Raw genomic sequence first — 15,069 nt, forward strand, 5'->3', positions numbered from 1 at the left:
ATGTAGCTTAAGGTTTGGTTGATAACTATCACTGCCAGCTAAGGTTTAGGCTTTCTCCAAGAATTAGAGAATTTTTGAATAAAGCCAAAAATCTTATTTGTACGAGTGGTAGTCTCTTCAGCTTTTTTTACTTTCTTGGGCGGCTCACCTTGCATTTTTATAATTTCATAAACATTAAAATTCTTGGCACTGGTTGATGATGCCCCTGTAGCAAAATTAATGGTTCCACTGCGATTAATCACAGCTTTTTCTTTAATCAGTTCATATACTGCTTCTGTAACTAGTAATTCGCTGCCTACTTCTCGATTAGCGGACTCAACTCTACCTACTAGATTGGCAGCATCGCCTAAGGGTATAAGAATTTCTGGCTTATTCACATCCACCGGTACTAATACAGTTGTGCCGTAGTGAATGCCAATGCTCATTTGTAGAGGACGATAGGATAGTTGTTCTAAATAGGTATTTAAATCTGCTAGAGCTTTAAGCATATCCAATCCCGCCCACACTGCTCTTTCTACGGGAGTATCAATCTCACTAATGCCGAATATAGCTAACATTTTTACGCCCATGTAGTTGGAAATTACACCACCGTAATCGCCCACAACTTTCTGCATAGTGTTAAAGTAACGGCTCATGATGTAGAGAATGTCGTAGTGAAAGTTGACCTCATCGAAATTAGTGGCACCACGGATAGAAGCAACTAACATAACCACAGGTCGATCATTGGCGATCGCTCCATGGGCTAATTGCCCTTCAACAATATCTATATCTTCGTTATCAATGACCATCCGCCTAATTGCAACATCACCTGAGACCCTAGTTTGGCAGGCAAGGCGAATATGCACTGGGAAGTCTAATTTTTTAGCTAAAGCCCTTTCAGCACTAGTTGGCGCACTGCAATTTTGAATGCCGTCAAGAATCATAATTCGACAGGTAGAACAGTAGGCATTACCACCACACACATGGGTATGATCTATGCCACCAGCGAGCAAAGCAGCTAAGACCGTTGTATCAGAATCACTAATTTCTACGAATTGCTTATCTGGCAGACAATTGATTTGCGGCATAGTTTTAGTAAAAGGCTTAATAAAAGTAAATTCTCAGCAGTTACATGACATATACGTTATTTACAGGGTTTTAGATTTTAACTCCTTCTAACCCGTATTTCGCATCCCTGCCGCAATCCCATTCACAGTTAAGAGTGCACCCCGTAGTAGCTCGCCTTTAGAATAGCGCGATCGCATGTCTGATTTATGTTGACGCAGCCGTTTGATTAAAGAAGCTTGGATAAATCCTAACGGCACAATGGAACCATTCCGAAGTTGAACCGATCTTTGCAGGTCGCGATCGCCATCTAGTAACCGCTCGTGGTTAGTAATTTGTAATACCACCTTGCAAGTCCGCATATACTCCTGATTAATCTGCGTAAACATCTGCTCAAAGGTTTCTCTATAGCTCGGTTCCGATAGTTCTCGCACATAGTGGTGGGCAATTTGCAGATCGGCTTTCGCCAAGGTCATCTCCACCTTAGAAATTACTGTCTTAAAAAATGACCATTTAGAATACAAAGATTGCAACAGAGTTAAATGCAGGTCAGGGTTTTCATTTAAGAACTCTTCCAAAGCTGTACCCACTCCATACCATGAAGGCAATAAAAACCGACTTTGAGTCCAGCCAAATACCCAGGGTATTGCTCTTAAGCTAGCTAAATCTTTTTTCCCAGCACGGCGGGCAGGACGAGAGCTAATTCGCAGTTGGCTAATCTCTTCAAGGGGGGTGACTTGATGAAAGAAGGTGGCTAAATCAGGTTGCTCATAGATTAATTCTCGATACACACTTCGCGATCGCTGTGCTAAGTCTTCCATCAGTTCTAGCCAAGCGGTTAAAGTGCCGAAACTGTTGGGTAGCAGTCCCGCTTGAATTACGCCAGTGGTAATACTTTCCAGGTTGTATAAAGCCAACTCTGGTAAAGAATACTTAGAAGCAAGGACTTCTCCCTGTTCCGTAATTTTAATCCTGCCATTTAGCTGATGCCCCGGTTGTGCCAAAATTGCCTCGTAGGTTGGACCACCGCCCCTGCCCACGGAGCCGCCCCGACCGTGAAAAATCCGTAACTCTACTCCAAATTTTTGGGCAGTAAGTTGCAGTGATTGCTGTGCTTTGTATATTTCCCAGTTGCTACTTAAAAATCCTGAGTCCTTATTACTGTCAGAGTACCCTAGCATCACTTCTTGCAGATGGTCTTGACTAGCAAGGTAATTGCGATAAATCTCGATTTGGAATAATTGCGTCAATACCTGCGGGGCATTTTTAAGGTCTTCTACGGTTTCAAATAAAGGCACGATCGCTAGGGTGCCTGAACCTTTTGCCACATCATATAATCCCGCCCCTTTTGCTAGTAACATTACCTCTAAAATATCGCTTACACTATGATTCATGCTGATAATGTAGGTATGGCAGATGCTAGGGGAAAATTCCTTTTGCAGTTTTGATACCATCCGTAACGTGGCGATCGCTTCAATGGTTTTATCAGAAAATCCCGCTAAATCTCTGGGTATAAGTGGACGACGAGTTTGGAGTTCATGGGATAGCCATGCGACTTTATGTTCCTCTAGTAGCTCTGAATAGGGTTCTCCCAAGGTCTGTAAATGGGCAGCCACTTCAGCGATCGCCTGCTCATGGCGGGTACTTTCTTGTCGAATATCCAAGTGAGCGAGGTGGAATCCATAGACTTCGACTTGACGGATCAAAGCTTGTAAGTCTTTGCAATTTAACTTGGTTTCAGTCAAACTTGATTGCAGCAAATATAACTCTTCTAAAAATTGGTTGGCATTACGGTAGATACTGCGATCGTCATCGGGAATCCTTAACACAAACTCCGAAGCTTCCCAGCCCGTAGATTTAACTTTAAGATTGCGATCGTAGGTATTCTCTAATCGTTTGCGAATATAGGACAACTTAAATCGATAAGGCTCATAGCGAAATCTGACAGCACAGGACTGATAAACATCAGGCATATAAAACTGATCTTGACTCAATGAGTCCAGCAAAGACTGGGATACATCGGTTAATTGCTGGGATAGAGACATACTGCCAATCAGTTTATTAACGGAGCTAATATATTTTCCTAAAACTAGACCACGTTGATAGCAGGCAGTTTGCCAAGTGATTTCAGGGGTGACAAAGGGATTGCCATCGCGATCGGAACCAACCCATGACCCAAACTTACAAAAATTAGAAGCAGGTAACTTCATGTGAGGAAATGATTGCTTTAATGCCCGTTCTAGGCGATCGTACAAAATGGGAACAGCATCAAATAAAACCTCTTGGAAGTAATGCAAGGCGTAATCCGCTTCATCTAAAACCGTAGGCTGAGACTGATTAAGTTCATCAGTACGCCACCACACCCGAATTTCCTCTGCTAGTCGCTCTTGTAAAGCCTGCGCCTCCCAGCTTAGGGAACTATCTGGTATAAAGCCATCTAACTGCTTCAAGATTTTAGCAATGCTGCGCTGTTTATCTAAGATCGTATGGCGCACAATCTCCGTAGGATGGGCAGTAAATACCAGTTGAATATCCAGTTGATCAAGTAAGGTTTGAATATAGCGATTGGGGACATTCTGCCGTTTTAATTCAGGAAAAAGCCAACGAAATGTACCTACGGGAAACTTTGACTCACCCATAATGTGATCTGCACGCTGCTGGCTAGTTTCCTCCTGTTCATAGTTTTGTTCAATAATGTTAATAAGCTGAAAATAAAGAGCAAAGGCACGGGCAGCCGTAATTGCTTGGGGTAAGTCAAGGCTTTCTACCACCTTTAATACTTCTTGGGCGGGATAGGCGGGAGCTTGTCCTTCGGGTGAACACATTGCCCGTAATTGGCGTAAAAGATCAACCAGTTCCTGTCCACTTTCATCTAGCAAGACTGATTCTAAAAGCTCTTCCATTACCTTGAGGCGGTAGCGAAAACGAGAGTCAATTACTCGTAAAGCATTTTCTTGATCAATAACTTGAGCCAGTGAAAGCTCTAGGACTGAGGAACTCATCAAAATTTCTCCAAATTTGATCTTTATATAGAAAGTCTTAAAAAGTCTTTAATTTCTTTACTACCCAAGTCTAGCCGTAAGCGTTCTAAAAATTTTGTATAACCTGAACTAATTATCCACAACTAGGCTAAAGATCGATACAAATATCGGTAAAGTTTTTTAATATCAATTTGAAGATCGGAAGCCAAATCACAAGGAAAATTATAAATCTTGATTTTGCCAGCGTTGCCGATAAATTAGCTCTAGATCATTGCCTGCACGGCGAAATAGGCGAATTTGCTCAGAATGTAGAGCTAAGAATAAACGATGAAACGCCAAAGTGATAATAGAAACGACCAAACCCGTGGCTGTGGAAATTAAAGCCTCACCGATGCCTTGGGTAATACTACTGGAACGGGCATTACTGGCAATATCTCCAACTTTTAAGTTGCTAAATGAGACAATTAAGCCAATTACCGTACCTAGCAGCCCCAAAAGCGGAGCTAGGGAAATTACGCCCTCTAAGATTTTGTCCCCACGCATCATACTTGCCAGTTCGTCATCGGCATTATTTTCTAGGGCAAGGCGAAATAACTCTGGATCGGGTTTACTGTCTGGTTTAATCAGTGCCAAGGGTGCCAATAAAAACCGCCCAATGGGTGTATGCTCTGCTAACTTAGCAATTTGAGTGGCTCGATCAAAGTCTTGATAGGCAGTAATTAGAATTTGACTAGCAGTTTGCTTTTCATTGATTAACGTGGTGATCCAAAACCAAGAGCGTTCAGCAATCACAGTTATAGCCATTACCGATAGTGCCATCAAAGGTAACATTACGGGACCACCAGCTTTAAATAAATCGCCCATTTAGTGCTATAGCCTGAGAGTTTTTGCGCTATTATTTTAACTCTTTCTTGGATGGATACTAAGTTTAAGAGCTAGGGTTTAAGGGTTAGTTAGTTTCAGAGACAGCTTAAGAGTTATGGGCTTGTTGATTTGTCCCTATTACCTTTAACATTACCTGTAGGATGTTGTCCAAGCTACTAAGAGATTTGCCTAATCACAATATTCTGCATATAAATTCAGCGCACAGCACATAGATATTAATAAGTTTAAGTAGTAAGTACAAGGAGAAATAAGATGACGGATCGCTTACCCGTAGGAATTATTGGGGCATCAGGCTATGGAGGAGTACAGTTAGTAAGGTTACTGTTAGAGCATCCCTTAGTAGAGATCACATATTTGGGGGGTAGTGGTAGTGCTGGTCAAACTTTTGCTGACTTGTATCCCCATCTGGGGCATTGTATTAATATGGAGATCGAGGATTGTACACCTGCGGAAATTGCAGCAAGGGCAAAAGTTGTATTTTTATCTTTGCCCAATGGTTTAGCTTCTAAATTAACTCCAGAGCTTTTGGCTTATGGCTGTAAGGTTTTAGACCTATCGGCAGATTATCGATTTAAAGATTTAAGTGTGTATGAAGCTTGGTATCAGGGCGGTACCCGAACCGATCAAGATGTTGCCCATAAAGCTGTGTATGGGTTACCTGAACTGTATAGCGATCGCATTGCTGAAGCTGATTTAGTTGCCTGTCCCGGTTGCTATCCCACGGCGAGTTTATTGGCACTTTTGCCACTGTTAAAACAAGGATTAGTCGATCACACTACTATTGTTATTGATGCTAAGTCGGGAACATCGGGCGGGGGCAGACAGGCAAAGACAAATTTACTCTTGGCTGAGGCTAGTAACTCTTTAGGAGCTTATGCGATCGCCTCCCATCGCCATACTCCCGAAATCGAACAAATTGCCAGTGCGGTATCAGGGCATGAGGTGCTATTACAATTCACTCCCCACTTAATTCCCATGGTGCGTGGGATTCTAGCTACGGTATATGCCAAATTACGAGACCCCGGATTTACCAAAGATGATTTGCTTACTATTTACAAGTCTGTCTATCGCTCTTCCAAGTGGGTTAGGGTTTTACCCAGTGGTGTTTATCCTCAAACGAAATGGGCAGTGGGGACAAATATGTGTTTCATTGGCTTAGAGGTTGATCCCCGCACGGGTCGGATTATTGTGGTGTCGGCGATCGATAATCTAATGAAAGGGCAAGCATCTCAGGCAGTGCAATGTCTGAATATTATGATGGGATGGGATGAGTCTCTGGGTATTCCCAAACTGCCTTTTTATCCATAGATTTATGCTTACATTTATCTTTAGAGCTATGGGTTAGGCGAAGGAAGTGTAAAGTCAATGGTAATATTACTTAAGTTCATAAGCCGTTAGACCAACCATTATGCGTGTACTAGCTTTAGTCCCGGGCGGAATTGGCGATCAATTACTGATGTTTCCGACTTTAGACAGCCTCAAACAAATCTATCCCCAAGGATTAATTGATGTGGTTGTCGAGCCGCGATCGCAAGGAGCTTACCGAATTTCACAGTCAGTTAATAAAGTTTGGAATTTTGATTTTAAGGGTATCAATAGTCTGGCAGACTGGGGTAACTTAATTGGTACAATTCGGGATCAAGAGTATGATGCCGTGTTCTCCTTGGGGCAGCGCTGGTCAGTGGGGTTTTTACTCTGGCTGACAGGAATCCCCAATCGGATTTCCTATGCGGGACAGGGAGATATATTTTTGACGAGGGCTATTCCCTTAAATCGTGATCAGTATGCCGCTAAGATGTATCACGACTTGCTCCAAGGCTTAGATTTAAACCCCGAATTTTCTGGTATTAAGGTTAGTATTCCTAAAAAAGATTTAGATTGGGCAGAAGCTGAGCAGATTCGCTTAAATATTAAAGAGAGTGGTTATATCTTAATTCATGGTGGTTCCAGTGCTTTAGCTAAGCAAAAGGGTATTGATAAAATTTATCCCGCTACGAGTTGGGCGAAGGTGATCGAGTCTTTGCAAACTAGACTAGTCAATTTACCTGTGGTTTTAATTGCTGGTCCAGAGGATGGAGATTTGGTTAAGGAACTACAAGAGCAGGTTTCTAAGCCCCTTTTAGTAACCTCACCACCAGATATAGGCAAATTAGCAGGCATAATTGGTGCAGCAAATCTCCTTTTATGTACGGATAGTGGTCCTATGCACATTGGTGTGGGTGTTGGTACTAACTTGGTGGCGTTATTTGGACCGACCGATCCAGAGAAACTGCTACCTCAGGAAAAACGGATTATTGCGATCAAATCTCCTGCGGGTCAGCCGATTAGTGCGATCGCCCCCGAAGATATAATTGCGCGCTTGTTCCCTTAATTCCCTCAATATGGATTAGATTTTCTGAACATGGAGCAGGACTGGCGTTGGGATTTTTGGTATCCGCTTCCTTTATATCCCTATAATCTTAGGCGCACGGTGCGGACTGAGATTGTTAAGGATCAAATTTGGGCATTCGATCAACTGCAAGGTATTTTCTATGTGGTAGTGCCGATTCGCATGACTGTGGTAAAGCTGGAAGCAGGAGGATTAGTAGTCTATGCCCCGATTGCTCCAACTGCAGAATGTTTAAAGCTATTAAGGGAATTAACAACTGTCCATGGGGAGGTTAAATATATAATTCTGCCCACAGCATCAGGTCTGGAGCATAAGGTGTATGTGGCTCCCTTTGCCCGACATTTTCAGCAGGCTCAAGTTTATGTGTCGCCCAGTCAGTGGAGCTATCCCCTTAATTTACCCTTAAGTTGGTTAGGTTTTCCCCGCGATCGCACCCATATCCTGCCCCAAGATTCATCTCAGACCCCCTTTGCCTCAGAATTTGACTATGCGATTTTAGAGCCAATTAATTTGGGTTTAGGAACCTTTGAAGAGGTGGCTTTTTATCATCGGCGATCGCAAACTTTATTAGTTACTGATATTGTGCTATCCATTCCTGACAGCCCACCTGCAATTACCCAACTCGATCCCTATCCGTTACTATTTCACGCCAAGGAGGACGCTGCTCACAATCCTGAAGATACCCCCGCAAATCGGATCAAAGGCTGGCAACGTATTGTTTTATTTACCTTTTATTTCAAGCCCCATGCCCTAGAAACCCTAAGCTTAGGTGCAGCATGGCAAAATTCTTTTGGAGCTAAGGAGCGATCGCCCAAGACCTATTTTGGTTTATATCCATTTCAATGGCAGGATCACTGGAGAGCATCTTTTGAAAATTTATGCAGACATGGGCAATTATTAGTTGCACCAATTTTACAGACTTTAATTCTTAAGCGATCGCCGCAAAAGGTGAGGTATTGGGTAGAAAAAGTCAGCCGTTGGCAGTTTACCCGCATAGTTCCCTGTCACTTCCAAGCAGAGATCAAGGCAACACCAGCAGAATTTAAGCAAGCATTTGTATTTTTAGATGATCAAGTTCCTAATCCTTTACCCGATCAAGATTTTCAATTATTAAAGGCGATCGAACACAATCTAATTAAGCTTAAAATTTTGCCCAAATAGTTTCTAAATTCCAATGAGTCTAGAATGTGCAACACCCAGTCCTTAATCCAGTGTTTAATTAAGATGCTTGAGATGCTCTTTAGGTAAGATAAACTTCTGCTTTGGTTTTCTGCGCTTTTGTAGTTTTTGGCGGAGTGATTCCATGTAGAGATAAAACACAGGTGTAATATACAAAGTCAACAGTTGGGAAAATACTAAGCCTCCCACCACTGCCAATCCTAGAGAACGACGGGCATCTGCTCCCGCCCCAAAGCCCACAGCAATGGGTAAAGAACCGACTAAGGCGGCGATCGTTGTCATCATAATTGGACGAAAGCGAACTAGGCATGCTTCATAGATGGCTGCACGGGGGGGCTGGCGATTTTCTTTTTGGCTAGCGATTGCAAAATCAATCATCATAATCCCATTCTTTTTCACAATTCCCACCAGTAGAATTACACCGACAAAGGCATAGATATTTAAATCCATTTGGAACACCATCAATGTCAATAAAGCACCAAATCCTGCTGATGGCAAACTGGAAAGGATAGTGAGGGGATGGATAAAGTCTTCATAGAGAATCCCCAAGACAATGTAGATGATAAAAATTGCTGCCAAGAGCAGAAATCCTAAGCCTTGCAAAGAAGACTGAAATGCCTGGGCAGTACCTTGGAAGGCGGTGCTAATGGTTGCAGGTAAAATCTCTTTTGCCTGATTTGTAATAATGGCAGTAGCATCACTCAGAGAAATCCCCGGCTTTAAGTTAAAAGAAATGGTGACGGCAGCTAGTTGTCCCACATGGTTAACCGATAAAGGTCCTACGGTTTTTGTTAAAGTGGCGACCGTACTTAAGGGAATTTGTTGTCCATTGCTAGAACGCACAAATAGCAGATCGAGAGCATTAATATCTTCTTGATATTCAGGAGCAAGTCCCATGATTACCTGATATTGATTTTCAGGGGCATAGATTGTCGAAACTTGACGGGTGGCATAGGCATAGGAAAGCGTTGATTCAATTTGTTCCGCGGTTAATCCTAGTGCTGAGGCGCGATCGCGATCAATATTGACCTTAACTTGAGGATTTTTGATTTGCAGGTCGCTATTGACATCCTGTAATTCTGGGATTTGCTTCAGCTTTTTCTCCAGTTGCGGAGCATATTGGTATAACTCATTCAGATCAGTACTAGACATGGAGAACTGATATAAAGCCTTGGTCTGTTGACCACCAATCCGAATTTGGGGCGGATTCTGTAAAAATACCCTAATTCCGGGAATGCCTTGCAGTTGAGGTCTAAGCTCTTGCACGATCGCATCCGCATTCTTTTGGCGATCATGGCGGGGTTTCAGGCGCATGAATAACCTCCCATTATTAGCAGAAGCATTAGGTCCCCCTGCCCCAATGGTAGAGTTGACAGCATCAATATTAGGATTTTTTCTAATAATCTCAACTAACTGCTCTTGATGTTTTGCCATCTCTGTAAAGGAAATCCCTTGGACAGCTTCAGTAGTTGCCGTGAGTTGTCCTAGATCGTCATTGGGAATAAAGCCTTTAGGAATGGCAATAAATAGATAAACGGTGACTAAAAAAATCAATCCCGATAGCACCATAGTTACCCGATGATGTTGGAGAGATTTACGCAAACTCCAGCTATAAAAACGGATAAATATGCCCTGATGTTCTGGTTCACTATCTTGATTATGATGATTATGTTCGCTTTCATGGGTCTTATGTCCATGCGATCGCAAAAATCGACTGGATAGCATTGGCGTTAAACTAAGAGATACAAAGCCAGAAACTAAGATAGCGATCGCCATAGTCACGGCAAACTCTTGAAATAACCGCCCTAAAATTCCACCCATAAATAAAATGGGAATAAACACAGCCACAAGGGAAAGAGTCATGGATAAAACCGTGAAGCCAATCTCTTTGGAACCATTCAAAGCCGCTTGAAACGGACGTTCTCCCATTTCTAAATGGCGCACAATATTCTCTAATACCACCACGGCATCATCAATTACGAATCCTACGGACAGGGTAAGCGCCATTAGGGATAGATTATCTAGGGAAAAATTGAGGCGAGACATCACCGCAAAGGTAGCCATAATGGATAACGGTAACGCTAGACTGGGAATGATCGTAGCAGAGAGATTTTTGAGAAAGATAAAAATCACCATTACTACGAGGGCAATGGAAAGGAGTAAGCTAAACTGCACATCCTCCACTGAAGCTTTCACCGTTTGGGAGCGATCATACAGAATCTCCATGTCAATGGCAGCGGGAATCTGTGTCTGAAAGTTGGGAAGAATGGCTTTAATTGACTCAACAATTTGGACTGTATTAGTACCAGGTTGACGTTGAATCGCCAAAATAATTGCCCTAGTGCCGTTATACCAGCTAGCTAGTTTATCGTTTTCCACACTATCGGAAATTTTGCCAATCTCTTCTAAATGAACAGGTGCGCCATTACGGTATGCAACTACTAGAGGACGATAGGCGGCGGCATTATTCAGTTCAGCATTAGATTCTACGGTTAGGCTCTGCTCTTGTCCATAGAGAGTACCCACGGGCTGATTGGAATTTCCTTGGGCGATCGCTTTAGCGACTTCATCAATGCTAATACCTTTAGTTTGCAAAGCTTGGGGATCGAGTTCAATGCGAACTGCATATTTTTGGGAGCCGAACACCTGTACCTGCGCCACTCCATCCACCATCGATAGCCTTTGTGCCAGCATCGTATTCGCATATTTATCCACTTCCGATAGAGGCAGAATGTCCGACTTTAGAGCAATATAAAGAATTGGTTGATCGGCGGGATTAACTTTGCGATAGGAAGGTGGAGTGGTTAATGTAGTAGGAAGTTGTTTAGCAGCTTTGGCGATCGCCGACTGGACATCTTGGGCGGCTCCATCAATGGGACGATTAAGAGCAAATTGTAAAGTAATCTGAGTACTGCCCACATTACTAGTAGAAGACATGGAATCTAAGCCTGCGATCGCCGAGAATTGCTGCTCCAGAGGAGTTGCGACCGATGCTGCCATGGTTTCTGGACTAGCACCGGGCAAATTGGCTGATACTTGAATAGTAGGAAAATCGACACTAGGTAAATCACTAACAGGTAAAGATGTATAGCCGACGATGCCAAAAATCAGGATTGCTAACATAATTAGCGTCGTCATAACGGGGCGGCGAATGAATGGCTGGGAGATATTCACAGTCTTGCTCCTGTAACTTGGATATTAGTTTTGAGATGTTTGTTTGGGAATGTCTTTAGATTGATCGGGAGATTGATTTTTCTCAGCAATCTTCACGGTAACTATGGATTTAGGCGTGAGATTAAATTGCCCATCTATGACTACTGCTTCCTTAGCCTTTAAGCCTTCTATAATTACACTTTCATTGCCCACCGTAGTTCCAACTTTTACCGATCGCATATCTACGGAATTATCGGGTTTAACTACATATACAAATTGTCCTTTCTGCCCAGTTTGAATCGCTGTGGAAGGTACGACGATCGCATTTTGTGCCTGAGTGAGAAGCAACCGTACATCCAGTCTTTGTCCGGGAGATAGTTGAGCTTTAGTATTGGGAAAAGTTGCCTTGAGTAAAACCGTGCCAGTGGTGGTATCAACAATACTATCGATAAAAGTTAATTCCCCTTTAGGGTTCTGATTAAGCTTTTCAGCAGATTTCTTAGTGCCAGTATTTCCTCCAATATTAGCGATTACCGTAAGTTTGTGCTGGGCTGAGTACTTTCTCACATCGAAGAGCGATCGCTCTGGAATTGTAAACCTGACATAAATTGGCTTGACCTGACTAATGACAACCAAAGGACTAGTATCATCAGCTTTGACAAGATTACCTTGATCCACATTCAGGCTACTGGTTTTACCATCTACAGGTGAAAAAATTGTGGTGTAGGATAACTGCACTTTGGCACTCTCAATCGCCGCTTCTCCAGCCGCTATCTCTGCCTTTGCCGCTTCAATATCCGCCTTTGTTCCCTCTGCTGCTGCGATCGCATTTTCGATGGCATTTTGATCAGCATTTAGGGTGGCTTTGAATACGGCTGAATTGGTTTGAAACTCCTCTAGCTGCTGTTTACTGGTGACTCCCTGCTCCAACAGACTGGTATATCTTTGGGTTTGAACATCGGCATTTTTAGCTAGTGCCAAGTCCTTAGCCTTAGTAGCCCTTGCTTGATCAATGAGAGCGATCGCCTTAACTTGATTTGCTAGAGCCTGATTAAGCTGCGCTCGATTTTTTGCCTGATTAGCGATCGCCTGCTGCAAAGATGCTTCTAGGGGAAGAGGATCGATTTTGAATAGCAAATCCCCCTTTTTAACAGCTTGACCTTCCTTAAAATTAACTGCTATTAATTGTCCCCCCACCTGAGACTTTACAGCTACGGTTGAATATGCCTCTACGACTCCATTACTGCGAATTTCCACAGGGATGGTTTTCGTCATAGCCATAGCTATTTCTACAGGCACAGGCGGTCGAGCCTCGGTTTGGGAATTTGAAGTACCACAGGCAGAAATTACCCAAGGCAAACTTAATACAACTACTCCAGACACAAATAGAGATAAATGTGAATAGCTCATGCAGATTGCCCTATGGAATTTACGATATTATGACCGCAATAAATTTAACAAATAAATTTAATTAGTTAGATAAGCTAACAGTTAGCTATACAATACTATACCTGTGATCAAATCGTAAGTCTAGGTATAACTTTAAAACTTGAAATAAACCCTTGAAAACTTGCAGTTAAAATTTGTAGTTTATGAACCCAGAGCAGCTTTCCGAACCCCTAGCCTCCGAGCAATGTGCTAATAAGGTCATGGAAGTTTTACCTGTGGTGATGAAGTTTCTCCGTGCTGAAATGCGTAGCCATAAATCCTCTTCGCTTTCGGTGCCGCAGTTTCGAGCCTTAGCTTTTTTGCATCTTAGCCCCGGTAGTTCGCTTTCCGATCTAGCTGAACATTTGGGTGTAACCAAAGCCACCGCCTCAGCTATGGCAGAAAGACTAGTCCAACGTGATCTGATCACTCGTTTGGAGCATCCTCAGCAACGACGACAGGTAGTACTAACCTTAACTGCTGAAGGCTTAACTCTTTTACAGGAGTCTCGTCAATTTACCCGCAACAAAATTGCTGATATTTTGAGTCAACTGCCTCCGCAAGAACTGCAAGCGGTGGAAACAGGCTTAGCTAAACTTGGCAACTTATTTATGATTTCTTAGGGTCTAGGGAGATTCTATGCCGTTCCCAGTCAAGGAACATAGGAACCAAAGAGCAAATGTATGTCATAACTAGACTAAAATAATCGGGTTCGGTGAATGTGCTTAAGCTGAATCGAGCTATTAGTAGGGAGCATTTGGTTAATCATCTGGTTAATCATAAATATCACTTGATCAGGCTTTAGCACAAATCCATCAGGGCATTGCCCCCCAACATACCGTATCGACTGATTATCAATTAGTTCCAATTCATAGAGCCGATCGCGGAGTTCCAGCCTATATTCCTGTCCCGATTTAGAAACTTTGGGTATAAGGATAGAAATGGATTCATTAACTTGGGCGATCGCATCTCACCACCAATAAACCCGATCGCCTATTCCTCCAATATCCAAACATCGATTGTCCCTTACCACCAACAAACTCTGATCGCTTGTCTATGCTTTTGTTTTATAATGAGGTGAGTTATATCGTGCAATGTAATGACACTAAATAACTTATTGGAAATGAAAGGGATTATTCATCGCGATCCCGATATAATGAGTGGAGTTCCAGTTTTTAAGGGAACGAGAGTTCCTCTGCAAACTTTTTTTGACTATCTTGAAGGCGATGGAGGCTTAGCTGAGTTTATTGATGATTTTCCTTATCTGAAATCACAAGTCATGAGAGTTTTGGAAAGTGCCGCTAAATTATTAATTGCTCAGGAACGTTCTGCTTGACGATTATATTATTGGATGAAAATCTTTTGAGTAGAAAACTCAAGCAGCCTTTTCTATCTAAAGGTCATGAAGTTTACAATATTGATGATATGGGATGGCGTGGATTTAAGGATAGTGAAATTCTTCGCTTAGCTGAGAATCATCCTTTTGAGGCTTTTATTACTGCGGATAAGAACTTGCGTTATCAGCAAAATTTAGTGGGAAAGAGTTTGAGGATTGTGGTTTTGGATGCTCCTAGTACTAGACCTGATTATTTACTTCCGTTGATGAAACGAATAAGTGAAGTGATTACATCTTTACCCGCAGGAGTTGTCATATCAATCAATGACTCGTGTGAGTTTATATAAATTTGTTCTAAATCTTAAACAGCGATCGCCGTCCGTCAAATTTATCTAATACTTCCCCTCTGAATCATTCAATAAATTTTCAACGGCAATCTGTTCTTCTTTACTGTCACCATAATCATAAAGAATCATACAAAACTGCTTTAGTTTTGTTTCTTTGAGAGAAAATTGTTCATATTGTTTTGGCAAAGATTTTCGATCCATCTTTATCAAAGCATAAAACCTCGGCGGTATATAGAAGTTGTAAAAATCTACTCCATCAATAGTACATTTCTGCGGCTGAAATCCCATATCGCTATATGGAAAATTAGTTCGACAAAAGAGTATAAC

12 protein-coding genes are annotated in these 15,069 nt (G+C 42.3%); 6 read left to right on the top strand and 6 right to left on the bottom strand.

Going from position 1 to position 15,069, the window contains the following annotated elements:
* Positions 1-38: 38 nt before the first annotated feature.
* From SYN7502_RS03315 to SYN7502_RS03325, 3 genes are all read right to left on the bottom strand, one after another.
* Positions 39-1,067: an adenylate/guanylate cyclase domain-containing protein gene (locus tag SYN7502_RS03315; protein ID WP_015167476.1), complete on the bottom strand. Its 1,029-nt coding sequence runs from the start codon at positions 1,065-1,067 to the stop codon at positions 39-41.
* Positions 1,068-1,154: 87 nt separating this feature from the next.
* Positions 1,155-4,046, bottom strand: coding sequence for a phosphoenolpyruvate carboxylase (ppc, locus tag SYN7502_RS03320; RefSeq protein ID WP_015167477.1), 2,892 nt, complete (start codon positions 4,044-4,046; stop codon positions 1,155-1,157).
* A gap of 201 nt (positions 4,047-4,247) precedes the next feature.
* Positions 4,248-4,889: a MotA/TolQ/ExbB proton channel family protein gene (locus SYN7502_RS03325; protein ID WP_015167478.1), complete on the bottom strand. Its 642-nt coding sequence runs from the start codon at positions 4,887-4,889 to the stop codon at positions 4,248-4,250.
* A gap of 273 nt (positions 4,890-5,162) precedes the next feature.
* Here SYN7502_RS03325 and argC point away from each other — a divergent pair, with 273 nt between their 5' ends.
* The 3 genes from argC to SYN7502_RS03340 all read left to right on the top strand — a co-directional run bounded on the left by argC (position 5,163) and on the right by SYN7502_RS03340 (position 8,460).
* Positions 5,163-6,218: an N-acetyl-gamma-glutamyl-phosphate reductase gene (gene argC, locus SYN7502_RS03330; RefSeq protein WP_015167479.1), complete on the top strand. Its 1,056-nt coding sequence runs from the start codon at positions 5,163-5,165 to the stop codon at positions 6,216-6,218.
* 100 nt (positions 6,219-6,318) lie between these two features.
* Entirely contained in the window at positions 6,319-7,281 is a 963-nt protein-coding gene (locus SYN7502_RS03335) for a glycosyltransferase family 9 protein (protein ID WP_015167480.1), read from the top strand.
* Between the two features lie 30 nt (positions 7,282-7,311).
* Positions 7,312-8,460, top strand: a complete 1,149-nt coding sequence (locus SYN7502_RS03340) for a DUF4336 domain-containing protein (protein WP_015167481.1) — start codon at positions 7,312-7,314, stop codon at positions 8,458-8,460.
* Between the two features lie 54 nt (positions 8,461-8,514).
* On the opposite strand, the gene SYN7502_RS03345 is transcribed toward SYN7502_RS03340, so the two are convergent.
* On the bottom strand, positions 8,515-11,652 hold the full coding sequence (locus SYN7502_RS03345; protein ID WP_015167482.1) for an efflux RND transporter permease subunit: 3,138 nt from the start codon (positions 11,650-11,652) through the stop codon (positions 8,515-8,517).
* A gap of 24 nt (positions 11,653-11,676) precedes the next feature.
* A complete protein-coding gene (locus SYN7502_RS03350) occupies positions 11,677-13,041 on the bottom strand; it encodes an efflux RND transporter periplasmic adaptor subunit (RefSeq protein ID WP_015167483.1) in 1,365 nt (454 codons plus the stop codon).
* Positions 13,042-13,223: 182 nt separating this feature from the next.
* Between SYN7502_RS03350 and SYN7502_RS03355 the strand changes: the two genes are divergently transcribed.
* The 3 genes from SYN7502_RS03355 to SYN7502_RS03365 all read left to right on the top strand — a co-directional run bounded on the left by SYN7502_RS03355 (position 13,224) and on the right by SYN7502_RS03365 (position 14,742).
* Entirely contained in the window at positions 13,224-13,682 is a 459-nt protein-coding gene (locus SYN7502_RS03355; protein ID WP_015167484.1) for a MarR family winged helix-turn-helix transcriptional regulator, read from the top strand.
* A gap of 476 nt (positions 13,683-14,158) precedes the next feature.
* Positions 14,159-14,395 (top strand): DUF433 domain-containing protein, encoded by a 237-nt coding sequence (locus SYN7502_RS03360; RefSeq protein WP_015167485.1) that lies wholly within the window; start codon positions 14,159-14,161, stop codon positions 14,393-14,395.
* An 11-nt stretch (positions 14,396-14,406) separates the two neighbouring features.
* A complete protein-coding gene (locus tag SYN7502_RS03365; RefSeq protein ID WP_256377885.1) occupies positions 14,407-14,742 on the top strand; it encodes a DUF5615 family PIN-like protein in 336 nt (111 codons plus the stop codon).
* A 45-nt stretch (positions 14,743-14,787) separates the two neighbouring features.
* On the opposite strand, the gene SYN7502_RS20050 is transcribed toward SYN7502_RS03365, so the two are convergent.
* Entirely contained in the window at positions 14,788-15,030 is a 243-nt protein-coding gene (locus tag SYN7502_RS20050) for a hypothetical protein (protein WP_015167487.1), read from the bottom strand.
* Positions 15,031-15,069: the final 39 nt, after the last annotated feature.

This window comes from Synechococcus sp. PCC 7502, assembly GCF_000317085.1.
Classification (GTDB): Bacteria; Cyanobacteriota; Cyanobacteriia; order Pseudanabaenales; family Pseudanabaenaceae; genus PCC-7502.

Excerpts from the sequence above, each read along its gene's own strand:
- SYN7502_RS03360 (WP_015167485.1), top strand. The coding sequence starts at position 14,159 with ATGACACTAAATAACTTATTGGAAATGAAAGGGATTATTCATCGCGAT.
- SYN7502_RS03325 (WP_015167478.1), bottom strand. The coding sequence starts at position 4,889 with ATGGGCGATTTATTTAAAGCTGGTGGTCCCGTAATGTTACCTTTGATG.
- argC (WP_015167479.1), top strand. The coding sequence starts at position 5,163 with ATGACGGATCGCTTACCCGTAGGAATTATTGGGGCATCAGGCTATGGA.
- ppc (WP_015167477.1), bottom strand. The coding sequence starts at position 4,046 with ATGAGTTCCTCAGTCCTAGAGCTTTCACTGGCTCAAGTTATTGATCAA.
- SYN7502_RS03315 (WP_015167476.1), bottom strand. The coding sequence starts at position 1,067 with ATGCCGCAAATCAATTGTCTGCCAGATAAGCAATTCGTAGAAATTAGT.
- SYN7502_RS03335 (WP_015167480.1), top strand. The coding sequence starts at position 6,319 with ATGCGTGTACTAGCTTTAGTCCCGGGCGGAATTGGCGATCAATTACTG.
- SYN7502_RS03355 (WP_015167484.1), top strand. The coding sequence starts at position 13,224 with ATGAACCCAGAGCAGCTTTCCGAACCCCTAGCCTCCGAGCAATGTGCT.
- SYN7502_RS03350 (WP_015167483.1), bottom strand. The coding sequence starts at position 13,041 with ATGAGCTATTCACATTTATCTCTATTTGTGTCTGGAGTAGTTGTATTA.
- SYN7502_RS03340 (WP_015167481.1), top strand. The coding sequence starts at position 7,312 with ATGGAGCAGGACTGGCGTTGGGATTTTTGGTATCCGCTTCCTTTATAT.
- SYN7502_RS20050 (WP_015167487.1), bottom strand. The coding sequence starts at position 15,030 with ATGGGATTTCAGCCGCAGAAATGTACTATTGATGGAGTAGATTTTTAC.